Annotated in this window: 14 protein-coding genes; 8 read left to right on the top strand and 6 right to left on the bottom strand. The window is 68.6% G+C overall.

Annotated features, from left to right (window positions below; all coding sequences use genetic code 11):
• Positions 1-2 precede the first annotated feature (2 nt).
• Positions 3-2,162, top strand: coding sequence for a tetratricopeptide repeat protein (locus VGR67_02310; protein ID HEV8335234.1), 2,160 nt, complete (start codon positions 3-5; stop codon positions 2,160-2,162).
• The gene (locus VGR67_02305; GenBank protein HEV8335233.1) at positions 2,159-2,536 is read left to right on the top strand and encodes a hypothetical protein; all 378 of its coding nucleotides are present in this window, start codon (positions 2,159-2,161) and stop codon (positions 2,534-2,536) included. The genes VGR67_02310 and VGR67_02305 overlap by 4 nt, the downstream gene beginning before the upstream one ends.
• A gap of 11 nt (positions 2,537-2,547) precedes the next feature.
• Here the strand turns inward: VGR67_02305 and VGR67_02300 are convergent, their stop codons facing one another.
• Positions 2,548-4,107, bottom strand: a complete 1,560-nt coding sequence (locus tag VGR67_02300; GenBank protein ID HEV8335232.1) for a hypothetical protein — start codon at positions 4,105-4,107, stop codon at positions 2,548-2,550.
• Positions 4,108-4,240: 133 nt separating this feature from the next.
• On the opposite strand from VGR67_02300, the gene VGR67_02295 reads away from it, so the two are divergent.
• Positions 4,241-5,206 (top strand): threonine/serine dehydratase, encoded by a 966-nt coding sequence (locus tag VGR67_02295; GenBank protein HEV8335231.1) that lies wholly within the window; start codon positions 4,241-4,243, stop codon positions 5,204-5,206.
• A gap of 31 nt (positions 5,207-5,237) precedes the next feature.
• Here the strand turns inward: VGR67_02295 and VGR67_02290 are convergent, their stop codons facing one another.
• The 3 genes from VGR67_02290 to VGR67_02280 all read right to left on the bottom strand — a co-directional run bounded on the left by VGR67_02290 (position 5,238) and on the right by VGR67_02280 (position 12,887).
• Entirely contained in the window at positions 5,238-8,705 is a 3,468-nt protein-coding gene (locus tag VGR67_02290) for a UvrD-helicase domain-containing protein (GenBank protein HEV8335230.1), read from the bottom strand.
• Complete coding sequence (locus VGR67_02285; protein ID HEV8335229.1) at positions 8,705-11,863, bottom strand: PD-(D/E)XK nuclease family protein; 3,159 nt, start codon at positions 11,861-11,863, stop codon at positions 8,705-8,707. The genes VGR67_02290 and VGR67_02285 overlap by 1 nt, the downstream gene beginning before the upstream one ends.
• Positions 11,864-11,969: 106 nt before the next feature.
• Positions 11,970-12,887 carry a hypothetical protein gene (locus VGR67_02280; protein ID HEV8335228.1) on the bottom strand — a complete coding sequence of 306 codons (918 nt, stop codon included), beginning with the start codon at positions 12,885-12,887 and terminating at the stop codon, positions 11,970-11,972.
• A 131-nt stretch (positions 12,888-13,018) separates the two neighbouring features.
• On the opposite strand from VGR67_02280, the gene VGR67_02275 reads away from it, so the two are divergent.
• Both VGR67_02275 and VGR67_02270 read left to right on the top strand, forming a co-directional pair.
• Positions 13,019-14,302 (top strand): amidohydrolase, encoded by a 1,284-nt coding sequence (locus VGR67_02275; GenBank protein ID HEV8335227.1) that lies wholly within the window; start codon positions 13,019-13,021, stop codon positions 14,300-14,302.
• On the top strand, positions 14,299-15,651 hold the full coding sequence (locus VGR67_02270) for an amidohydrolase family protein (GenBank protein ID HEV8335226.1): 1,353 nt from the start codon (positions 14,299-14,301) through the stop codon (positions 15,649-15,651). The genes VGR67_02275 and VGR67_02270 overlap by 4 nt, the downstream gene beginning before the upstream one ends.
• A gap of 113 nt (positions 15,652-15,764) precedes the next feature.
• On the opposite strand, the gene amrS is transcribed toward VGR67_02270, so the two are convergent.
• Positions 15,765-16,862, bottom strand: a complete 1,098-nt coding sequence (gene amrS / locus VGR67_02265) for an AmmeMemoRadiSam system radical SAM enzyme (protein ID HEV8335225.1) — start codon at positions 16,860-16,862, stop codon at positions 15,765-15,767.
• Positions 16,863-17,116: 254 nt separating this feature from the next.
• On the opposite strand from amrS, the gene VGR67_02260 reads away from it, so the two are divergent.
• The 3 genes from VGR67_02260 (at position 17,117) to lon (ending at position 21,162) form a co-directional block, all read left to right on the top strand.
• On the top strand, positions 17,117-17,662 hold the full coding sequence (locus VGR67_02260) for an arginine decarboxylase, pyruvoyl-dependent (protein HEV8335224.1): 546 nt from the start codon (positions 17,117-17,119) through the stop codon (positions 17,660-17,662).
• A gap of 62 nt (positions 17,663-17,724) precedes the next feature.
• A complete protein-coding gene (gene speB, locus VGR67_02255; GenBank protein ID HEV8335223.1) occupies positions 17,725-18,633 on the top strand; it encodes an agmatinase in 909 nt (302 codons plus the stop codon).
• Positions 18,634-18,711: 78 nt separating this feature from the next.
• Positions 18,712-21,162 carry an endopeptidase La gene (gene lon, locus VGR67_02250; protein HEV8335222.1) on the top strand — a complete coding sequence of 817 codons (2,451 nt, stop codon included), beginning with the start codon at positions 18,712-18,714 and terminating at the stop codon, positions 21,160-21,162.
• Positions 21,163-21,177: 15 nt separating this feature from the next.
• On the opposite strand, the gene VGR67_02245 is transcribed toward lon, so the two are convergent.
• Positions 21,178-22,089 carry a hypothetical protein gene (locus VGR67_02245; protein ID HEV8335221.1) on the bottom strand — a complete coding sequence of 304 codons (912 nt, stop codon included), beginning with the start codon at positions 22,087-22,089 and terminating at the stop codon, positions 21,178-21,180.
• Positions 22,090-22,324: the final 235 nt, after the last annotated feature.

Raw genomic sequence — 22,324 nt, 5'->3', positions numbered from 1 at the left:
CGATGGAAGATGCCAAGAGTCCGAACCGCCCCTCGAATAGCGCCGGCGACGACGAGACGCGCATGCACAACAATCTCCGCAAGGACATCCTGACCTCGCTGCTCGAGGTCGATCAGTCGATCAAGGGACTCGAGCACAACCTGCTCGGGAGGATCGAGCGGATCAGCGAAGGGTTGCAGACACCTGCCCCGAGGACCGAAGCCTCCGGGCCCGAGCCAGCGCGGAAGTGCGAGTTCGATCCGGCCGCCATCACCGCCTGGGCGCTGCGCCTGCTGCAGGACAATCTGCATCCCCTCGGCGCGGATCTGGCGCGGCTGCGTGAATCGCTCCCGACCCTGATGCCAGCGGCCGCGCCCGCCCCGGACCTCGGCCCCCTCCTCGAGGAGCTCGCCGGCCTGCGCCAGGAGATCGAGGAGCTGCGGCGGAATCCTTCGGAGGGGCGCGGCCTCGAGCCGCTCGCGGGGGAGATCGCCTCGCTGAAAGGCTTGGTGGAGACACTGCGGGGCGACGCGGCCCGCGCCGACGCGTTCGCTCCGCTGCGGGGCGACATGGCGGGCTTGAAGGAGCAGATCGACACCCTCCGCAAGAACCAGCCGAATCCCGAAGGGATCAGCTCCCTGCTCGACGAGCTCGCCTCCCTGCGGGAGGCCGTGGACGAGCTGCGGCGGAATCCTCCGGAGGCGCGCGGCCTCGAGCCACTCGCGGGGGAGATCGTTTCGCTGAAAGAGTTGGTGGAGACGCTGCGGCGGGATGCCGCCCGGGCCGACGCCGGCGCTCTCCTGCGGGGCGACATCGGATCCTTGCGCGAGCAGATCGAAGCGCTGCGCCAGAGCCAGCCGAAGCCCGAGGGGATCGGCCCCCTCCTCGACGAGCTCGGCGGGCTCCGCGAGTCGATCGACCATCTCGGACAGAAGCAGCTCCGGTCGGAGAGCCTCCAGCCGGTGGTGGACCATCTTGGGGCCTTGAAGGCTTCCTTGGCGGACCTGGCCCGGAATCCCGGAGCGGGCGACGCGCTGGCGCCGGAAATCCACTCGCTAAGGGAGGCGTTGCGCGATCTGCGCGACGGAACGCGCGAGGCGATCACGCCTCTGGGACAGGAGATGCAGCGCGTCTCCGACGCGGTCACGCGTCTGAAGGAAACCCTGTCGCCGGTGCGGGAGTCGACTTCCGCCGCGACCGGCTCGATCGCGGCCGTGGCGCAATCCCTCGCGGCCCTCCGGGAGGAGATCGGCTCTCTTCCGGGGCTCCTGCGCTCGGTCCGGGAGGAAGTAGAGGCGCCGGTCCGCAAGATCGGCGAGGAGCACTCATCGTTGCTCCGGGAGATCGGCGGCCGCGTCCTGGAGGAGCTGTCGCTGATGGCGGCGGAGCAGCGGCGCAGCAGCGCGGCGGCGCCCGACACGGCGGCCAAGACCGCGGCGCTCCTCGAGACGATCGCGGCGGCGCAGCGGGAGACCGGCGGCACGATGGCGCGCATCCGCGAAATCCTCGAGCAGAACGCCTCCGCCGAGCTCACCCTTTCGGCCGTGCAGGAGATCCAGCAGCAGATGGAAGGCGCCCGCGCCGCCCTCGAGCGGATTTCTCAGATCGTCCAGCAGAGCGGGTCGGCCCTTCAGGCGCTGGCCGAATCCAACGACCACGTGGTGAAGTCGTTCGAGACCTATCACGCCACGGCGCGGGAAGAAACGGAGAGAGTCCGGCACCGCACGGCGCAGGAGCACAACAATCGCGGCGTCCTGCTCTATTATCGCGGCGCCCCCGAGGCGGCGGAGGACGCGTTTCGCAAAGCGCTGGAGGCCGAGCCGGGGTACGCCGAGGCATGGAACAACCTCGGGCTGACGCTGAGCCGCCAGAGCAAGGAGGCGGAGGCGGCCGCCGCCTTCCAGAAAGCGATCGAGATCGATCCCAAGATGGGGGAGGTCTACAACAACCTCGGCTTCCTCTACCACACGACGCTGCAGTACGACCGGGCGCTCGAGATGTTCAACCAGGCGCTCCAGACCGGCTCCGATTCGGCGATCGCCTACACGAACCTGGGCAACACCTTCTACAAGATGTCCCGGCACGAGCAGGCGGTCCAGGCCTGGAAGCGGGCGCTGGAGCTCGATCCCCTCAATGAGAACGCGCGGCGCTGCCTGAGGCTGTACCAGCAGGAGGGCTCATGAAGGGGCCGCTCGATCTCTTCCGGAGACTGGAGCGGGAGCTGCGGACGCATCGCGAACGGCTTCCCATCGACGCCTTCCTGCCGCCCGCGGAGACCCTGCCCACCGAGTTCCCCGATCCCCCTCCCTCGGCGCTCCCTTCTCAAGTCCGTGAGCTCGGGACGGTGGCCGATGCCGAGGAGGAGCGGCGGCAGCGACGCCGCCAGCGCCGCATCCGCAAAGCGGCCGCCCCCGAATCCCCTCCGGAGGCCCCCAAGAAGCTCGAAGAGGAGATTCAGGAGTTCATCAACCGGGATCGCCCCCCGGGAAGCCGACCTGAGGAGTTGTCGGAGTTCCTCGGCGGTTTCGATCCTTCCGACATTCCCGAGGAAAAATAGGCCGCACGGGTTCAAGACCCCCTGCGACTCCCGCCTGGGCGCAGCAGCCGGCGCCCCTGCCCGACGAAGACCGCCGCCCAGATCCCGAACCATGCCGTCACGATGCCGGGCTTTCTCAGGGACTGCGTCAGGAGGAAGTTCTCCGGCGAGGCGAAGCGCCAGCCGCGCCGCAGCGGGGAATAGGCCCAGCTCCAGCGATAGAGCTCCGTGGACGTCCCGAATCCGGCCGCTTCGAAGGCCGTCCGGCGGCTCTCGTACGTTTCATGCAGCCACCCGTGGAACGCGTTGACGTCGATGAGAACGCCGGCGATCGACACCAGCATGGCCAGGGCCAGGACGGCGAGGACGCCGGCGCGCCCGGCGCGCGAGCCGGGAAACGACTCGAAGAGTCCGGCCAGCGGCGGGAGCAGGACGGGAATGGCAGGAAGGAGAAACCGCGGCCCCCAGCACCATCCTCCTTCCCAACGGGACCATCGGGCGTAGGTCACCAGAAGGGCGAGAGGGCAGGCCGCGATGAATGCCGCTTCCAGCGGAAACGCGGCGGCGAAGCGCCGGAAGGCCAAGGCGACGAGCAGGGCGAGGGGAAAGTAGAAGAGCATCCCCCGTCCCGGGCTGAGCAGCAGGCCCGCCGTGCCGCTCCAGAATGGAGTCGTCCACTGCCTCGCCTCCGCGCCATATCCCGTCTCGAGGAAGCTTCCGAACCGGGCCTGGTTGTAAATCAGCATCGCCGCCAGGGCGAGGCTCAGCCCCGCGAGGCAGGCTCCTGCCCGGCCGGCCGCCCGCCGCCACTCCAGGCCGCGCGCGCCCCCTCCCAGGAGGATGGCGGCCGGCAGGAGAAGCACCAGATGCGCCGGCTTGGCGAGGATCGCGACGCCCAGGGAAGCGCCGGCGGCGAGGAAGCTCGCATGGCGATCCTCCCGCCGGCCGCGCAGCGCGAAGTAGAAGAACGCCGCCAGGCCGAGGCCTCCGAGCGGCTCGGCGAAGAACGTCCGGGAGTAGGCCCACAGAGGCGTCGCGAAGGCGCCCGCCAGGGCCGCGGCGAGCGAGCCGCCTGATCCGAATCCCAGCTCGAGCCCAATCAGGAAAACGACGGCGAGCGTCGCCGCCACGACCGCGGCGTTCGTCCAGGAGGCCGCGAACGCGCCGAAGGCTTCCCGGAAGTTGTCCGGACCCACGTCGTACCAGAGTCGCCGTCTTCCACGTTCGGCGTCGAAAAGATCGGCTTCGCCCCGGCGGGCGAGGGGGGCGAGCCAGCGCCCCGCCGCGTAGCAGGGGATCGCCGCCAGCGGAAGGCCCAAGCCGTATTTGGGATAGAAGCGCGCGGCGCCGCCGCGCCGGTCGGGAACTACAAGCCCTCCCCAGGTTCCGGCGCCGGCCAAAGGCTCCACGGCCGCGGCGCGCCGCTCCACCAGGCTCTGGGTGACGCGGAACATCAGGACCCCGTCCGGCGTGTCGATTCTGCCGCTCGAGCCGAGCAGGTAGAACGCGGTCAGCGTCAGGAAGAGAGGACGGGCGAGACGGCGCCCGCTCGGCGGGGAGCTTCGGCCAGCCTCCTCAGGGGCGCGGAGCATGGGGAATCGTAACGCGGCCGCGCCAGCAGTGTCCAGCCGCGCGGGAACCGGCCCGCGTGGGTTAGAATCGGTGGTCGCGCCGGCGGCGTTCCCACCGGCCACCGGTGCGCGCCTCCCGCCGCGGAGAATCTCGATGCACGACTGGAACGACTACCGCCGCGAGGCGTTCGAGGCCGCCAGCCGGAGCCTTTCGGGCGCGGCGCACCGCACGCCGATCCTGCGGTGCGCGACGCTGTCGCGGCGCGCCGGCTTCGACTTGGCGTTCAAGTGCGAGAACTTCCAGAAAGTCGGGGCCTTCAAGTTTCGCGGCGCGCATTACATGATTTCCACGCTGGCGGAGCCGGATCGGACGCGCGGGGTCATCACCTATTCCTCGGGAAACCACGCCCAGGCAGTCGCTCTTTCCGCCCGGCGGTTGTCCGTCCGGTCGGTGATCGTCATGCCGACCGACGCCACCGGCCTCAAGCTCGCGGCGACGCGGGACTACGGAGCGGAGGTCCTGCAGCACGGCCTCACCCCTCAGGAGCGAAAGGCCTTCGCCGAAGGGGTGGCGCGCGAGCGCGGACTGACGATGGTGCCGCCCTACGAGGATCCACGCATCCTCCTCGGCCAGGGGACCGTGCTGCTGGAGATCCTCCAGCAGGAGCCCGGCGTGGAAGTGGTGCTGGTGCCGGTGGGCGGAGGCGGACTGCTGGGCGGCGTCTGCGCGGCGGCCCGCGCCTTCCGGCCCGAGATAGAAGTCTACGGCGTCGAGCCGGAGGTGGCGGACGACTGGGCGCGGTCGATCGAGGCCGGCAGAATCGTGCGCATCGCATCTTGTCCGACGATCGCGGACGGCCTCCGGAGCCTCGAGCCGGGACAGGTCCCTTTTCCGGTGGTCCAGGAAGTAGTCCGCGGCATCCTCCGCGTCAAGGAGGAGGAGATTCGCGAGGCGATGATACTCCTGCTCACGCGGGCCAAGATCGTGGCCGAGCCGTCGGGGGCGGTCGCGACGGCTGGTGCCTTGTTCCACGGAGAGAAGTTCCGGGGGCGCCGGGTCGTCGCGGTGATCAGCGGCGGCAACGTGGAGCCGGCGGCCCTGGCGCCGCGGAGCGCTTGAGCCCGCCGCGCCGCCATCCTCGCCTGAATCCTCACCTTCTTCCCGGGCCCGATCTTTCCCCCGAAAGAGCGCCCCGAAGATCCGGGCAATAGGCTTCCAGATAGCCGCACGAGAAGCAGTGCCGCGCGGGATTCTGCGGGAAAGCGCGCCCGCGGTGCGCTTCGAAGAAGGAGGCGATCGAGGCCTCCGCCTCCTCCAAGGCGGCCGGCGTCACTTCCACCGGATGGACCACGTCCGGCTCGAGGAAATACAGACAGGCGGAGGCGACCCGCCGTCCCAGGATCTCGCGGGCCGCCAGCGCGTAGATCCGGAGCTGCAGCTCGTAGTCGAGCGCTTTCTCCTTCACCTCGGCGGCGGCGATCCGGCTCGTCTTGTAATCGACCAGCTGCAGCCCTCCGTCCGGGCTCGCCAGGATCAGGTCGATCTGGCCCCGGATCGTCGCCTCGTTCCGGCGGATCGCGAAAGGCACCTCCTTCATCGCCGCTCCGGCGGCGGCCTCCCGCCCCAGGCGACTGCCGCGGAAAGTCTCCACCTGGCGCAGCGCCACGATCCGATCGCCCGCCGAGAGCGTCGCCAGGATTTCCTTCACCCTCGGAGAGTCGGGCGCCTCGGCGAGAATCCGGTGGACCCGGTCTCCCAGAAGGTCCGCGGGGATCTCGTCGTCCTGGTTCTCCGCGCCGGGCCGCTCGCCCCCGTCGGCGCGCGACCAAGGCTCCCGGGCGGGCGCCGCCAGCAGATAGCGAAGGTGGTAGCGGCGCGGGCAGATCCGATGCTGAACGATTTCGGTCGTCGTCGTCAGGAAGGGCGTCTCCGCGGCCGGCGGAAGGGGAAGCGCGATCCGCCGGAGGAGCCGCTCCGCCTCGTCCCTCGCCGCGGCGCTCTCCGGAAATTCCGGCAGCGGAGCGCCCGCGGCCACCGCCTCGCCGTGCCGCTCCAGCAACGAAGTCCGCCGGGCGCGCGGCGAGGGCTGGCGCGACGCCGGCTCCCAGCGCAGGGCGGGATCGGCGCGCAGCGCGTCCTCGCCGCCCAGGGCTTCGAGGATCGCCTTCAGCCAGGAGCGGCTCGCCGCTCTCCCCTTCTTCCGCCACCCGCTGAGAATCAAATGCTCCTGGGCGCGGGTCACGGCGACATAGAGGAGACGGTTTTCCTCCTGGGCCGCCGATTCCTCGAGCGCCCGCCGCGCGGCGGCGTAGCTCGCAGGATGGAGGCCGCGGAGGCCGGTTTCCGGATCCTGGAGCGGGATTCCCAGGCCCAGGTCGCGCCGGAAAATCTCGCGGTGGCTTGCGGCCCTCTCCTCGCGGCCGAGATCGGCCAGGACCACCGCCGGAAACTCGAGCCCCTTGGCGGCGTGCACCGTCATCAGCTGCACGACGTCGTCCCCGGACGCTTCGATCGTGGCTTCCGATTCGCGGACTTCCGGAGCCGCGGCGGCTTCGAGGATCTCGACGAGCTCGGGAAGAGAGGCGCTCCCCCGCGCCTCCCAGTGTCGCACCAGCTCGACCACTTTCCTGAGGTTGGCGAGACGACGCTTCCCGTCGAAATGCAGGAGCGCCGCCTCGGTCAGCCGCGTGGCAGAAACCACCTCGTCGAGGGCCATCCAGAGCGGGCCCTGTCCTTTCCGCATCCGGAGCCGGTCCAGCAGATCGGCGAAAGCCTGGAGCCGGCCGCGGCTCCTCTTCGGGAGCTGGTCGGCGCGCGCGGCGAGATTCTCGACGAGCTTTTTCGGCGGCGGGCCCGGGGCCCGCCGGCACAGGAGGTAGAGATCGTCCTCGTCGAGTCCGCACAGGGGCGAGCGCAGCACCGCGGCGAGGTGAGCGTCGTCCCTCGGGTTGTCGAGAACGCGGACGAGATTCACCAGATCACGCACCTCCTGGGTCTGAAAATATCCCCTTCCCTTCTGGACGAAGTAGGGAATCTGTCGGTCCGCCAGGGCCCGCTCGTAAAACCGCATCCCCGCCGTGCTGCGGAACAGGATCGCGACGTCGCCGTACGACAGGGGCGCTCCCGCCTTTTCCGCATCCGTCCGGGTGGCGACTACGGCCCGTTCCTCCACCAGCTCCTCGAGGCGCGCTGCTAGCGCTTCCGCCTCGGATCGCCTGCCTTCCGCCGCGCTCGTCCCCTCCGCCACCAGGAGCTCCACCGAAGGAATCGATTTGCCGGAGAAATCGCCCGCGGGGGCCATCGCTTCGAAGGCGATCTCTCCCGGCCTCCAGAGGCCCGATGCGAAGAGGCGGTTGGCGAAGCTGACGATTTCCGGCCGGCTGCGAAAGTTGTCGGCCAGCGCGACGTGCCCCCGCGCCGGCTCGACCTCCCTCCGGAACCGGGCGAGGATCCCGACGTCGGCGTCCCGGAAGCCGTAGATCGACTGTTTCGGGTCGCCCGTCGCAAAGAGACAATTCCCCGCGCGCAGCAGGTCGAGGATCTCTTTTTGGAGCGGATTCGTGTCCTGGAACTCGTCGACGAAGATGTGCCGGAACGTGCGGGCCAGCCGTCGGCGCACCGCGGGAGATCCGGCGAGCAGGGCGCGCGCTTTCCATCCCAGATCGGCGAAATCGAGCGACGCGGCCGCGCGCTTTCTCGCCTCGTACACGCCATCCAGCTCGCCCAGGAGCTCTCCGAAGAGCGCCCGCAACGGCCGCGCCTCTTCTTCCAGCCGCTCCGACAGGCGTTCCGACAGGGCGTTCTGGACGCCCTGGAGCGCCACCTTGAGCGGCTCGTTCTGGCTTGCCGGCAGCCGGACGCGGGCGGCGAGACGCGCGAATTCCGCGGCCATCTCGGCCGCCGAGCCGCGGACCCCCTCGACCTCCTCGACCAGCGGGAGCAGCGCTCTCCCCTTCTCGAACTGAAGCGGCGTCGGCGTCCCGGCCTCGAGCAGCCGGCGAACCTCGGCGAGGGCGCTCCGGAGATTCGCGGAGGCCGGCTCCGGCAACGCCGGCGGGGAAAGCGTCGCCAGGTCGACGGCCTTCCCGGTGGCTCGCACCTTCTTGTAAAGCTCGCAGAGCGTCTTCGGCAGGTCCGGGATCCCGCGGCGCGCGGGAAGAGCCGGAATCCCCGTCCGGCTCAGGAGGTCCGCCAGCTCCACTTCCGGCCTGGCGAGCAGGACGGCGTCGACGGCCTCCTCCAGGAGACGGTCGGCGTCGAGCTCCTCGAGGACCGTGAAGCGGGGATCCACCGACGCGTCCAGGGCGTTCTCGCGGAGGATCCGGGCGCAGAAGGAGTCGATCGTCGAGACGGCGGCGAATTCCGCCGCTCTTCGCCACTCCTCCCCGCCGCGCGCTTCGAGCGCCTGGGCGATGCGCTCCTTCATTTCCGCGGCGGCTTTCTCGGTGAAGGTGATCGCGAGGATTCGATCGGGCGGCACGCCGGCGTCGAGGACCAGGCGGACGAAGCGATCGACCAGGACCCGGGTCTTTCCGGAGCCGGCGCCCGCCGTGACGCACAGATCCGGCGCGTCGCGCTCGACGGCGTCCTTCTGGGCCCGCGTCGGCGTCCCCGCCATCACTCCTCCGCGTCCGTCCGGCCCACCCACCGGTCGAAGCGACAGATGTCGGCGGCGTCGCACTCCCCGGGCCCGCACGCCTCCGGGTCGGCCGGATGCGTGTCGATCTCGCCTGCCCGGATTCGCCGCGCCAGACGGCTCATCGCCACGCGCGCCCGGTCCAGGAAAGCGCGGAACTCGCTTTCCTCGAGAAGCTCCCAGTCCTCTTCGAGGTCCCGCTCGAGACCCGCGTCGCGGAGGAGATCGCGGCGCCCGATTCCGAACCGCTCGACCCTTTTCTTCAGCGACACGAGCTCCGCGCCCGCCGGAAGAAGCCCGAGCGCCTCTTCGAGCGCGAGCAGATAGATGGCGACCTGGAAGGCTTTGATCTCCCCCTTTTTCCCGAGGCTTTCATCGCGCTGCTTCCGGACGCCGGCGGCGGAGCTGTACTTGTAGTCGACGATCACGCCCGCCCGCCCTCCCGGCAGGAGGTCGATCCGGTCGATCTTCCCCGACAGGCGCTCGCCGCGCCCCTCCCCGTCCAGCATGACCGCGGGGGACGCCGACTTCGAAGTGCCGAAGTCGTGTTCGAAGCGCCCGGGGGAAAGACCGAGGCGGCGAAGGCGTTCCGCTTCCTTCGGCAGGAAGGCCGCCAGCGCGCGGCGCAGCTGCCACCGCTCGGCACGGCGGCGGAAGGAAACGCGTTTCGCGGCCGCCGCCGCCCGGAAGTGGCGCTCGAGGCATTCCAGGAAGTCGCTCTCGCCGCCCGACTCGAAATGCTCCTTGAGCACGTCGTGAATCAGGGTCCCCAGGTCGAGGGGTTCCATTTCCCGGCCGGGCAGCGCCTCGACGCGCAGCTGTTTCTTCACGAAATGAAGATAAGGGCATTGGAGGAAGGAACGCAGGGCGCTGTCGCTCAGCGCGGCGTCCGCGGCGGCGAGCTCGGCCAGGATGGCGGGATCCCGGAGCCGCGGCGGCGTCCGGGACAGCAGGCCGGCGAAGCGCTCGCGGAACGAGGGAGCCTCGCGGCGCAGGCCGTAGAGCGCGGCGGCGAGGCGGATTTCCTTGCGTTCCTCGGGCCGCGGATGCCGCGCCGCCAGTCCCGACATCGCGATCCGATCCACTTCCTGCAGGTCGGCCGCGGTCTCCGGGGAGGGCAGCACTTCCGAGGCCGGCCGTCTCACCGTCCGGCCGGAGAGCCCCTGCGGGGAAAAGATCCGCTCGACCTCCCGCAGGAAGAAGGAGGGCAGCGCCCGATTGCCGCGCTCGTCGGAGTCGGGGTAGGAGAGGATCAGGCGGTCGCGGGCACGGCTCACGGCGGTGTAGAAGAGAAACCGCTCCTCGTCTTCTTTCCAGGATCGATCGCGAAATCTCAGCCCCGAGGCGTTCAGGCAGCGGCGGTCCTCGTCGTCGAAGAGCAGCCCCTCGACGGGAGCCGGGGGAAACCGGCGCTCCAGGATGCCGCCCACGAAGACCGTCGAGGCCTCCCATTGCCGTGCTTCCCGCGCGTCGATGAGGTTGACCGCGTCGCGCCGCCGATCACGAATCCGGAAGCCGGCCTCGCGGACCTCCTCGCCGACGCCGCGGAGAAGTCGATGCAGCAGGGCCTCGGCGTTCCCCGGCGCCCGCCGCGGTTCGGCGGATCGCTCTCTTTCCGGGAGCGCGGTCCACTCCGCCGCCTCCTCGACGATCCTCCAGAAGGCCTCGATCGCGGCGCACTCTTCCGGACCGCGAAGGCCCGTCTCCCCCAGCCGCGCCGTCTCGATCCCCGCCGGCAGGGCGACTTCCAGAAAGGTCTCCCGCCAGACTCGCGCGACCCCCGGCAGGCTGCGTTGCGCGGCGAGGCGCTCGCGGCCCCGGGACACCACCTTCAGGAATCGCTTGAGCCCAGGCAGGTCGAGCTTCAAGGCAAGCGCCGCCCAGCCCTCCGGATCGAAGGGCGGGGCGTTCTCGCGCAGGGCCACGTCGAGTCGATCCACCTCTTCGAGCTCCAGCCAGACCGCATACGTCGATCTCCCGAGGCGGATCATCGTTTCGGAATCGCAGACGCCGCCCACAACCCGGCCGAGATCGAGGAGAAACCGGACTACCGGCTGAGCGCCGAGAGGCTTCGGGTGGGAAATCCGCACCGGGATGCCGAGCCGGTGGAAAGTCCCCTCTGCCCGATCCGCCACTCCTTGCAAGTCACGGAAGACGACGGCAATCTCGCGCCACGCGACTCCTTCTTCGCGAACCAGCCGGAGGATGGCCCGCGCGATGCTCTCCACTTCCGCCTCTTCCCGTGACGCCCACAGGATCCGCAGCGAATCCCCGGCCGGCCCCGCCTCCCGCGGCCCCTCGAAGAGGGCGGCCTCCAGCCGGACCAGCGTCGGATCGAGGGTGCGCCGATTCGCGGCGCGCGGCATCTCTCTGAATCCGAGCTCCAGCAGGCGCCTGCGGGCGGGGACCGACGCGGCGAAGGCTGCGTGTCCGGGGCTCGCGGGATCGAAGCTCAGCGTGAAGATCGACTCCGGAATCCGCTCGGAAAGCAGCTCCAGCAGGCGGAGCTCGACCGGAGTGAAGTCATGGAAGCCGTCGACCAGGAGGAGCCGCCGCGAGGCCAGGAGCGTCGCATCCGTTTCCAGACGTCCGACGGCGGCGAGCATCATCCCTTCCGGGTCGACCCTCCGCCTCTCGCGGAGGAGCCGGACGTAGGCGGAATACGCCCTCTCCAGCTCCCGGTGGCGCGGCGACGCCCTTCCCGCTGCGTCGAGTGGAGCGAGAATCCGGCGCGCATAGTCGTCGGGCGAGACGAGGTTCTCCCTCAGCTCGCGAAGGCCCTCCCCGAGGAGCCGCCGGAAACCCGGGAACTCCAGGACGCTTGCGAAGCTCGGGAAGCGCTCCGATTCGAGAAGGAGGCGGATCAGGAAATCCCGGCCCTCCTCCGGGACGAGCGCCTCGGGAAGACCCTGGAACAGGCTCCGGCTGAAAGTGAAGAAGGTGTGCGCGAAGAGGTCCTGGAAACCGCCCCGCCCGGAGCGCAGCAGGATCTCCTTGAGGTGATCGACCTGACTTTGAGTCGGGAGAAGGAGGAGGCACTCCCCTTCCCGGCGTTCCGCGATCAGCCCGGCGACGCGGGCCAGGACGGCTGTCGTCTTCCCCGTCCCCGCCCGGCCGGCGATGAGGGTCTTCTCCGCCACCGAATCTCCCGCGTCCGGCGCCGCTACGCGTCGCGCGCGCGGCCGTCGCCTCGGCTCCCGCAGCTCCGGCCGGCGCGCGGACCGTCCCGGTCCATCGGGCGTCTCTTCAGGAGGCGGCTCCCTGGCCGATCCGCCGCGCTTCCAAGGGGCGGGCGTGCTGGAGGAGGCGATCCAGGAGCGTCGCCTCGAACGGATCGGAGACATGAGGGCGAAGATCGTGCAGGAGGCGCTTCGCTCCGGCCCAGGCGCCGACGCCGAATCTCCCGTTCAGCGAGGCCGGATCGGGCAGCCCGGTCCGGTGAGGCAGCTGGCGGCGCAAGCTTGAGGAGAGCAGCCGCCGGAGCGCCAGGCTCCAGGACTCCTGCGCCTCCAGGCTCTGCGCCAGGACCAGCAGCGAGAAGCTCACCGGCCGGCGCTGCATCCGGCTCCGGCCCTCGGCGTAGGCGAGTCCGGCGTCGACCAGGCGCAGGAGCCGGGTCCTTTTCTCGTCCGAGGCAGCCGGCTCCCCTGGAGTATCCGCCGTCCGGGGGATCGCCACGAACAGGGCAAGGCTCGGACATTTCACCACGACGTCCAGCTCCACCGGCTCCTCCAGGGGCAGCCGGCGTCGGGCCCGGATCTTCAGCTCGTCGCGCAGCTCCGAAAGAGGGATGACGCGCCCTTTGCGCTTGCGCCCCACCGGGGGGCGGAGCTCGCCGCCCAGGGCGCGCTGCCGCAGCCAGGAGAGCCGCTCGGGAGGAGGCTTCACCCGCTTCCAGAGCGTGAGCGCAAATCCCGCCGACAGCGCTTCGGCCTCGGGGAGCAGACGGATGCCGCCGAGCGCCATCAGGCGCGGCAGCCAAAGCGCCGGATCGACCTGCGCCAGGGTGCGGAAGATGTTCCAGATTTCGGTGTCCGGGCAGCGCGGATCGGCGAGCGCCGCCTGCCGCCGCAGCGGCAGCCGCGAAAGGACCGAGCTGTATCGGTCGATCAGGAGCCGACTGCGAAAGTCCGAGGGGAGCCCGGAGGCGGCCCTTTCGATCATGGCGGAGGCGCTCTCCTCAAAGAGATCGAAATTATAACACGCGCTCCGCGGCCCGCCTTGCGCCCTGAAGACGAAACCGGGTAGAGTCCGCGAAGGCTGCGCAGTGAGCGGGGCCACGCGGGAGGTCGTTCATGCGACGAGGGTTCTTGGCGGTCGCGCTCGCGCTCCTCGCGGCCGGTTCGGCGGGATCCGCGCCGAGCGAGCCGGTCGTCATCTACGGGGGAAGGCTGCTCACCGTCACCCACGGCGAGATCCCCAAAGGCTCCATCCTGATCGTGGACGGCAAGATCAAGGAGATCGGTCCGACGGTCGACGCGCCGCCTGGAGCGCGGGTCATCCTGGCCGAGGGGAGGTTCGTGCTCCCCGGCATCGTCGACACTCACTCCCATATCGGCGTCTATTCCTGGCCGGAAGTCGACGCGAACTCCGACGGCAACGAGATGACCGACCCGGTCCAGGCCGGCGTGCGCGCCATGGATTCGATCAACCTGGAGGACCCCGGCATCGCTCGCGCCCTGGCCGGCGGGGTGACCACGATCCAGGTCCTTCCGGGGAGCGGGAACGTGATCGGCGGCGAGGCGGTGACGGTGAAGCTCCGGCCCGGCGCGACGATGGAGGAGATGGTCTTCGCGGGGGCGCCGCGGGGGCTGAAGATGGCTCTCGGGGAGAATCCGAAGCGAGTGTACGGCTCTCGCAACAAGCTGCCGTCCACGCGCATGGGGATCATCTACACGATGCGTGACGCCTTCCAGAAAGCCCGGGACTATCGGGCCAAGTGGGACGCCTGGCAGAAGAAGCCGGCGGCCGATCGCGGCGCGGCTCCGGAGAGGGACCTGAAGCTCGAGACCCTCGCCGACGTCCTGGCCGGCAAGGTGAGGGTCCACGTCCATTGCTATCGCAAGGACGAGATCGAGGCGCTGTTCCGCGTCGCCGACGAGTTCGGGTTCAAGATCGCCTCGCTGCAGCACGGGCTGGAAGCCTACAAGATCGCGGACGAGATCGCCCGTCGCAAGGTCGGCGTCGCCACCTTCGCCCACTGGTGGGGCTACAAATGGGAGGCCTGGGACGGGATCCCGCAAAACGCCGCGATTCTCGCCGACCACGGGGTCCGCGTGGCGATCCACTCCGACTCCGCCGACTTGATCCAGCGGCTGTACGAAGAGGCCGCCATCGCGATGCACTACGGCCTGCCTCGCGAAGAGGCCCTGAAGTCGATCACCCTGAACCCCGCCTGGATGCTCGGCCTCGAGGATCGGATCGGGAGTCTCGACGTCGGGAAGGACGGCGACGTCGCCATCTTCTCGAAGGATCCCTTCGATATCACCACGCGGGTGGAGATGACGCTGGTGGACGGCAAGGTCGTCTACGATCGGGCTCGGGCCGGACGATCGGCCGATCCGGGCGGCGAACGGTGATCCGCAAAGCGGTCCGGAGGGCGGGCTTCCTGGCGCTGCTCGCCGCCGCGGCGCTCGGGGCCGGGGCGGTCCCGCAGCGTCCCCTCCCTTCGCCGGCGCCGCCCGTCGCCCTGATCGGCGGCAAGGTCTTTCCCGTCTCCGGGGCGCCGATCGAGTCAGGGACCGTCCTCATCCGGGACGGACGCATTGAAGCCGTGGGCCAGGGCATCCCCGTGCCGCCCGACGCGCAGAAAATCGACGCCGCCGGGCAATGGATACTCCCGGGACTCATCGACTCCCGCACCCACCTCGGCGTGTGGGAAGTCGATCTCGATCCCGTCAGCCGCGACGAGGACGAGAGGACCGATCCGATCACTCCCCAGGCGCGCGTCATCGACGCCTTCTACGACCAGTCCGAAAACATCCGCGTCACCCGGCAAACCGGCGTCGCCGCCGCCCTGGTCACCCCGGGAGAAGACAACCTGATCAACGGCCAGAGCGCCCTGGTGGATCTCAGCGGGGAGGACCTCGATCAAGTCTTGATCAAGTTTCCTGTGGCGATGCATTTCAGCCTCGGAGAACCCCCCAAGACCCGCTACGGCGCGCGGACCCAGCTCCCCTCCACTCGCATGGGAAGTGCGGCCCTGATCCGCTCGACGCTCATTCAGGCGCGGGAGTACCTGGCGAAATGGGACGTCTACAAGGAGCAATCGCTGGAATGCGAGGCGCGGCCGGCGGGTCGCTCGAAGGCCAGGAAAGAGGCGAAGTGCCCTCCCGAGCCGCCGGCGCGGGATCTCCGCTGGGACGCGCTGTCTCCCGTCCTGAAAGGCGAGGTCCCGGCCATCTTCCGGGCCCAGAGGATGGACGACATCCTCACCGCCTTGCGCCTCGCCGAGGAGTTCAAGCTCCGCCTCGTGGTGAGCCACGCGGCCGAAGCGTACAAAGTGGCCGATCTCCTGGACGCGAAGAAGATTCCGGTGATCCTCGGCCCGGTCACCACCCAGCCCGATCGGATCGAGACGCTCGGCGCGATCTACGAGAACGCCGCGCGGCTCGAAGCGGCGGGCGTCAGGATTGCCATTCAGACCGACCGGACGAACGACGCGCGGACTCTTCCCTGGGAGGCCGGCCTCGCGGTCGCGTATGGCTTGCCCTGGGAAGCCGCTTTGCGCGCCGTCACGCTCACCCCGGCCGAGATCCTCGGCGTGGCCGATCGCCTCGGCAGCCTCGAACGGGGGAAAGTGGCCAACGTGCTGGTCACCGCCGGCGATCCCTTCCAGCCGCTCACCTCCGTGAAGCACCTCTTCATCCGCGGCCGCGAAGTCGAGCTTCGAAGCCGGCAGGACGACCTCGCGGATCGGTACCGCTGACCAGGGGTGGGTCTCCCAATAGCCTCAACATCGAGACCGGCGAGCCGGGATGCCTCGGCGGCCGAGGCCGGCGGAGAGAGCCCGCACGCGGTGGGCGCGAGCGCGCTGCCGCTTCAGCCGGCCGATCGTTGCTCCGGCGCTCCGGCCGCGGCCGGCAGGGTCCATCGCCCCGGGACGGGACCCCCGCAATCGGGGCAGCTTCCGGAGCGCAGGCGGTTCTCGAGGATCCGGTAGCCGCGGCGCCGGACGAGGCAGGCGCCGCAGCTCGGGCAGCAAGTGTTCTCGAACTCTCCGACGTGACCGGGCAGATTGCCGGCGTAGACGAACTGCAGACCCGCCTCTTTGCCGATCCGCGCCGCCCGCAGAAGCGCCTGCGGCGGAGTATCGGCCGGGTCGGTCATTCTGTAGTCCTTGTGGAAGGCGGTGACGTGCCAGGGGATCTCCGGGGAGACGGAGACCAGGAAGGCGGCGGCGTCACGCAGCTCCTCGTCAGAGTCGTTGAAGCCGGGAATCACCAGCGTCACGACCTCCAGCCAGAAATCCATCGCTTTCAGCCGGCGGATCGTGTCGAGGACGATCCGCAGCTGCCCTCCGAGGGCGCGGTAATTCGATTCCCGCATCGACTTGAGATCGACCTTGTAGAGATCCAGCCAAGGGCGGAGATAGCCGAGCGCCTCCTCCGTACCGTTGCCGTTCGAGATGAACGCTCCGAGAAGCCCTCGCGTCCGTCCTTCGCGGAAGACTTCCACGGCCCACTCGCTCGTGATCAGCGGCTCGTTGTAGGTCGAGGCGAGGACGGGAGCGCTGGCTCGCAGTGCCAGAGCCACGAGATCCGCGGCGGTGACCGCTTCGGGACGCGCCGTCGCCTTCGGGTCGCGAATCGCCTGCGAGGTGAACCAGTTCTGGCAGTAGCCGCAATGGTAGTCGCATCCCAGCATGCCGAAGGAGAGCGCCGGGCTTCCCGGGAGGACGTGGAAGAAAGGCTTCTTTTCGATCGGATCGACGTTGAGGGCTCCTACGTAACCGTGGGGAACCCTGAGGATTCCGGCACGATTGAAGCGTACTTTGCAGATTCCTTCCCGCCCGGGGCGAATCAGACAGCGATGCCCGCAAGCGAAGCAGGTGAGCGAGCCGTCGGGGTGCTTCTCGTAGAGCTCCCCCTCGCGGGTGAGACGATGGAGCACCTCGGCGAGCGCGACGGCCTGAGCCATGCGGGACCTCCGGAACGGTGACGCGGCCTACATTATTTTAAGGCATTTTTGCCGCCGGGTCCGGCCGGGCGCGGCGGACAACCCCATCAAAGCCAAAATCTTGCGTTGACATCGCGCAACCTTTTCAGTATAAATTCCCCGGTTTTTTGAGCCGACCCCAGATCCAGGCACGCATCACGGTCCATTGAAGCGCGTTCCCGGCGGGCGAGAGTCGCCGTCCCGCGCGGCGACGGCCACGGGGAGAGAGTCCGACGATGTTCGTCTCCAAGAAGATGTTCCTCACCAAAGGGGTCGGCCGCTCGAAGGAGAAGCTGACCAGCTTCGAGCTGGCGCTGCGGGACGCCGGGATCGCCCACTTCAACATCGTCCGCGTGTCGAGCATCTTCCCGCCCGGGTGCAAGATCATTCCCAAGAAAGAGGGATTGAAGTACCTGCGGGCCGGAGAGGTGGTGTTCTGCGTCCTGTCGGAGAACTCGACGAACGAACCGCACCGCCTCATCGCAGCGTCCACCGGCATCGCCATTCCCAGCAAGCCGGACCGGCACGGCTACCTGTCGGAGCATCACTCCTACGGCGAGACCGAGGACAAGGCGGGCGAGTACGCGGAGGATCTCGCGGCGCAGATGCTCGCCACGATCCTGGGCATCGAGTTCGATCCCGACAAATCCTACGACGAGCGGAAGGAGCTCTGGAAGATCAGCAGCGAGTTCTACAAGACCATCAACGTCACCCAAACCGCCGTGGGAGACAAGAAGGGACTCTGGACCACGGTGGTTTCCGCCGCGGTCTTGATCCCCTGAGAATCCGGAGTTCCCCGCCGTACTCTCCCCCCGGCGCACCCGTCGACAGGAAGAGCGCGTCGATGAACCTCCATCCGGACCATTTCGGCGGCATCGGCCCTCCCCATTCCGATCTCGACCGGGCGAAGGCCGTCGTCCTGCCCGTTCCCTACGATCGCACCGCCACCTACGGAAAAGGAGCGGCGCGTGGCCCCGCCGCGTTGATCGCCGCCTCCTGCAACCTTGAGCTCTACGACGAAGAGCTGGGGACCGACACCTTCACGGAGGGGATTCATACCGCCCCCGCCGTGTGCGGCAACGAGACGCCGCCGGAGGAGATGGTGCGCCTCGTCGAGCAGGCTGCCGGCCGGTATCTCGACGCCGGAAAGCTGGTCGTCACCGTCGGCGGGGAGCACTCGATCTCCTTCGGCGCGATCGCGGCTTACCACCGCCGGCACCCGCGCATGACGGTGGTCCAGCTCGACGCCCACGGCGATCTGCGCGAGACTTACGAGGGATCCCGTCACAACCACGCCTGCGTGATGCGCCGGGTGCGCGAGCTCTGTCCGGCCCTGGCGATTGGGATCCGTAGCCTCTCCCGCGAGGAGGCCGATTGGCTCTCCAAGAGCCCGTCGCCCATGATCTCGGGCCGGCGCGTCGCCGCCGGACCGGAATGGTTCGACGAGGCGCTGGCGGCGGCCGGGGAGGAGGTTTACGTGACGATCGACGTCGACTTCTTCGACCCGGCGCTCGTTCCCGGAACCGGAACTCCCGAGCCGGGGGGGGCGGACTGGTACACGACCCTGGCGTTCCTGCGCTCCTTGTCGCGGCGCCGCAAGGTCCTCGGTTTCGACATCGTCGAGCTGGCGCCGATCCTGGGCCAGCCGGCGTCCGATTTCCTCGCCGCGAAGCTCCTTTACCGGACGCTCGGCTATGCCCTCTTCGAGGGGTGCGACGGGCGCCCGGGAGCTTCGGAACCTATATTGAGGTAGATGCGGGGCGCACGCGCGGCCGCGTCCGCTTCGGCATGGCGGATCGGCGGGAGCTGGACGATGCGCCGGGAGACTGAGGTGCCCAGAACGCTGGAAAGAGAAGAGGTGATTCAGGAGCTCGAGATTCCGGACGAGCTGCCGGTCATCCCCCTCGTCTCGACCATCGTCTTCCCCAACATCGTCGTCAACCTCCAGGTGGTCCGCAAGAGGAATCTCCAGCTGGTGCGCGAGCTGCCCCCGGAAGGGATCGTCGGGCTGGTCATCCAGCGAGGCAGCGGCCTGGAGTTCCCCCCCGTCGAGGACCTGACCCCAGTCGGCGTCGCCGCCCGTCTCGTCACGCGCATCAACGTCTCGCGAAACACCATCCAGATCATCCTGCTGGGCCTGGCGCGCTTCCGCGTCCGCGATTACGTCCGGACCGACCCTTACCTGAGGGCCCGCGTCGAGGTGCTGGAAGAGTCCGCCGTGGAGTCGATGGAGGCGAACGTCCTGATGGGCAACGCCATCCACCTCCTGGAGACGCTGGTCCGGCAGGACAGCCGCCTCTCCGAGGAGATCCTCCACTTGATCCGGAACAACCTCACCGGTCCCGGGAACCTGGCGGATCAGATCGCCAACCATCTGAGCTTCAAGCTGGAGGAGAAGAAGGAAATCCTGATGACCATCCCTCCCCTGCAGCGGCTCCAGGTTGCCATCCGGCTCCTGAAGAAGTCGCTGGAGCAGATCAAGGTCGGCCAGGAGATCCAGGAGGCGACGCAGGAGGAGATCACCAAGGCCCAGCGCGAATACTACCTGCGCGAGCAGCTCAAGATGATCAAGAAAGAGCTCGGCGAGGGGAACGAAGCGGAAACCATCGTCGCCGATCTCCGCAAGAAGCTCGCGGAAGGGAATTATCCCGAGGCCGTGGTCAAGGAGGCCGTCCGCGAGATGGATCGGCTGGCGATGATCTCGTCCGCCTCGGCCGAGTACAGCGTGGTCAAGACTTACGTCGACTGGCTTTTGGAGCTTCCGTGGAGCGTCACCACGGTGGACAACCTCGACATCGCCGCCGCCGAGAGAGTCCTCGAGCGGGATCATTACGGGCTGGCGAAGATCAAGGACCGGATCCTGGAATACCTGGCGGTCCGGAAGCTCAAGGCCGACATGAAGGGCCCGATTCTCTGCTTCTACGGCCCGCCCGGCACGGGAAAGACCTCGCTCGGCAAATCGATCGCCGAGGCGCTGGGCCGGAAGTTCATCCGGATGTCGGTCGGCGGGATGAGGGACGAGGCGGAGATCCGCGGTCATCGCCGGACCTACGTGGGAGCGCTTCCGGGGAAGATCATCCAGAGCCTCCGGCGCGCCGGGACGGCGAATCCCCTGATGATGATCGACGAGATCGACAAGATTGGCTCGGATTTCCGCGGGGATCCGGCCTCCGCCTTGCTCGAGGTCCTGGATCCCGAGCAGAACCAGGGCTTCCTGGACCTCTACCTGGACATTCCCTTCGATCTCTCCCGTGTGATGTTCGTGACCACCGCGAACCGCCTCGACACGATCCCGGATCCGCTGCGCGACCGGATGGAGATTCTGCACCTTACCGGATACATCGAGGAGGAAAAAGTCGCGATCGCCCGCCAGTACCTCATTCCGAGGCAGCTGGATGCCCACGGCCTCAAGCCGGAGCAGCTGTCATTCGATCGGCGATCGATCGTGGAGATCATCCGGGGCCACACCTCGGAAGCCGGCCTCCGGAGGCTCGAGCAGCTTCTCGGGCAGATCTGCCGGAAGGTGGCAAAGTCGGTCGCCCTGAAGGAGCCGGCGCTGAAGAAGATCACTCCGTCGGACCTGCAGACCTACCTGGGCCCCGCGCCGTACGTGCCGGAAGTGGCGGAGCGCGACGACGAGGTGGGGATCGCCACCGGCCTGGCCTGGACCGCGGGCGGCGGCGACATCCTTTTCATCGAAGCCACTCGGATGAAGGGGCGAGGCAGCTTCAACCTCACGGGACAGCTGGGAGAGGTGATGAAGGAATCGGCCCAGGCGGCCCTTTCGTTCGTCCGATCGCACGCCGCCTCGCTGGGAATCGCCGAGACGGCCTTCGAGAAGACCGATATCCACGTGCACGTCCCCGCCGGAGCCATCCCCAAGGACGGCCCGTCGGCCGGCGTGACGATGGCCATCGCCATCGCCTCGCTGCTTTCCGAGCGCCCTACCCGCCACGACGTGGCGATGACGGGGGAGATTACGCTGCGGGGGAAGGTGCTGGCGGTGGGCGGCGTCAAGGAGAAGGTGCTCGCCGCCCGGCGCGCCGGGATCCACACCGTCGTCCTCCCCGCCCGCAACGAGAAGGACCTGGTCGACATTCCCGAGGAGGCGCGCAAGGCGATGCGCTTCGTCTTCGTCAAGGAGGTCGGCGAGGTCGTGAAGGAAACTCTCCGCGCTCCGCGCGATCGCAGCGAGTCCTCCCCGGCCGGTTCGGGCAGGACCTCAGGAAAGAGCTCCGCGACCAAGCCGCGGGGCGCGCCGGCGGCCGCGAAAACCCGCTGAAAGCAAGACTCTCAATCAATAATTAGGATCACGAATCTCGATGTGCGCTACGGTGGCCCCATCTCCTCCGGAGGGCGCCCCGGCGGAGACCAGCGCATTCTTCGTGCTCACCGGCAGACCGGGCTTCGACGTGGCGGCGATGATCTCCCAGCTACCTCCACATTGCAGCGGCAGGCTGCAATCCCGGATGGTCACGCTGACCACGATCTCGCGGCGGATCTCGTTCGGAAAGACGATTTGGGTCGCATCACCGCAGTTCACACAGGGTTGATGCTGGGTGTAGGTCGTGAGGCCATCCGTAATCGACAGGTCGCATCCGGGAGCCGCCCCGTAGTCCCCGGGCAGCCCGAAGTCGCACCCCCGGAAGGTCGCCGCCACCACCGTCCCCACCACCTGGATCGGCTTGAACGCGAAGTTGTTCCCTTCCTCGACCTCGTTGATCTCCTCCGCTCCGTCGACCTTCGCCCCGATGACTCCGAACTGAGGCTGCGGGCAGTCGGGGTTCGTGGAGTTGCAGAAATCGCTGAAGCGATTCAGAGTCTCGCCGCCTCCGTAGGGACCGGTGTAGGTGAAATCGAGGCTCCCTCCGGGCGGGATGGGAGCGGTGATGATCTGCTCGAGAAAGCCGACCTCGTTCAGCTCCCAGGTGCCGTCGGTGGACAGGTTGAAGCGGATCCGGAACGAATCGCCGAGCATTTCGTTGGCCGTCTCGCTCCCGACGTTTTGAATCGTCCCGGAAATGGTGATCGGATCGTCGGCGTCCGCGGCGGCCGGCGACACGGTGAAATTGGCCTCTGAGATCGCCAGATCGACGTTGGAGCGCGGCGGGGAGGAATGATGGGTCGACCCCTTGCCACCGCACGCGGACAGAAAAATGAGGAGCGGGATGAGAAGGACGCTGCGGTGCGGACGATCCCGAAAGAGCATCGGCGGGGCCTCGCTTCCGATGCCCGTATTCTAGCATGGCGCCGTTCCGGGGCCCGGAAACGCCGGGGCCGCCGCGGTGTGGGAACCGCTGAGCGCCTAGTGTCGCGTCTCAAAAATCATGTTACATTCGGCCCCCGATCCATCCCGGCTCGCCGCGTTGCGCCTCGCTTGCGTACCGCCTTGGGTACGCGACGCTCTGGCGCGCCTTGCGATCCGGGCGCCTCGGCGACCTCGG

The organism is Candidatus Polarisedimenticolia bacterium (assembly GCA_036004685.1).
Classification (GTDB): Bacteria; Acidobacteriota; Polarisedimenticolia; order Gp22-AA2; family AA152; genus DASYRE01.
This window is presented reverse-complemented; position numbering and strand designations above follow the sequence as displayed.

Coding starts and splice junctions, on each gene's coding strand:
- VGR67_02310 (HEV8335234.1), top strand. CDS start 3: ATGGAAGATGCCAAGAGTCCGAACCGCCCCTCGAATAGCGCCGGCGAC.
- VGR67_02305 (HEV8335233.1), top strand. CDS start 2,159: ATGAAGGGGCCGCTCGATCTCTTCCGGAGACTGGAGCGGGAGCTGCGG.
- VGR67_02300 (HEV8335232.1), bottom strand. CDS start 4,107: ATGCTCCGCGCCCCTGAGGAGGCTGGCCGAAGCTCCCCGCCGAGCGGG.
- VGR67_02295 (HEV8335231.1), top strand. CDS start 4,241: ATGCACGACTGGAACGACTACCGCCGCGAGGCGTTCGAGGCCGCCAGC.
- VGR67_02290 (HEV8335230.1), bottom strand. CDS start 8,705: ATGGCGGGGACGCCGACGCGGGCCCAGAAGGACGCCGTCGAGCGCGAC.
- VGR67_02280 (HEV8335228.1), bottom strand. CDS start 12,887: ATGATCGAAAGGGCCGCCTCCGGGCTCCCCTCGGACTTTCGCAGTCGG.
- VGR67_02275 (HEV8335227.1), top strand. CDS start 13,019: ATGCGACGAGGGTTCTTGGCGGTCGCGCTCGCGCTCCTCGCGGCCGGT.
- amrS (HEV8335225.1), bottom strand. CDS start 16,862: ATGGCTCAGGCCGTCGCGCTCGCCGAGGTGCTCCATCGTCTCACCCGC.
- VGR67_02260 (HEV8335224.1), top strand. CDS start 17,117: ATGTTCGTCTCCAAGAAGATGTTCCTCACCAAAGGGGTCGGCCGCTCG.
- speB (HEV8335223.1), top strand. CDS start 17,725: ATGAACCTCCATCCGGACCATTTCGGCGGCATCGGCCCTCCCCATTCC.
- VGR67_02245 (HEV8335221.1), bottom strand. CDS start 22,089: ATGCTCTTTCGGGATCGTCCGCACCGCAGCGTCCTTCTCATCCCGCTC.